The organism is Bradyrhizobium sp. 14AA (assembly GCF_054185205.1).
Genome location: NZ_JAVAYM010000127.1, coordinates 1 through 481, shown reverse-complemented (window position 1 = coordinate 481; position 481 = coordinate 1). Strand labels below are relative to the sequence as shown.

Sequence of the window (481 nt, the reverse complement as noted above, 5' to 3'; positions counted from 1 at the left end):
ATCTGATGCCTGGCCGGGAAAACACGCTGGTGCTGTTCGCCCGTGATGGTAACGGCGAGGTGGATCCGGCGACTGGCACCCAGCACGGCGCTATCGAGATCGCCCAGCTGATTCCTCCTAGCCTGCGCCAGGCGTTAACTAGGGTCATTGTCGGTGAGGTGCGCGGCAATGAGGCCTCGGCCATGTTCCAGGCCATGCAGTCGGGTACAGGCACCATGAGCAGTATCCACTCCCCGCGAGCCTCTGAGGTGCCGTCCCGGCTAGCCCAAATGATGTCGATGGGCCCGGTCTACGATCTGGATCAGGCCATGCTGCAGATCGGTCATTCGATCGACTACATCGTCTTTGTTCGTAAGCGTGACCTGCCTGATGGGAGCCGGCTGCGATTTGTTGAGCAGATCCGTTCAGTCTCGCCTGGTGATTCGACAACTCCCAGTCTTGGCGAGGTGTACACGGCCGATGCGTGGACAGGCCAGCCGCT

General features: G+C 60.9%; 1 protein-coding gene. It reads left to right on the top strand.

Features of this window, described 5'->3' with window-relative positions:
• A partial coding sequence (locus tag RAD15_RS43635; protein ID WP_458184834.1) for an ATPase, T2SS/T4P/T4SS family occupies positions 1-481 on the top strand: 481 nt, incomplete at both ends.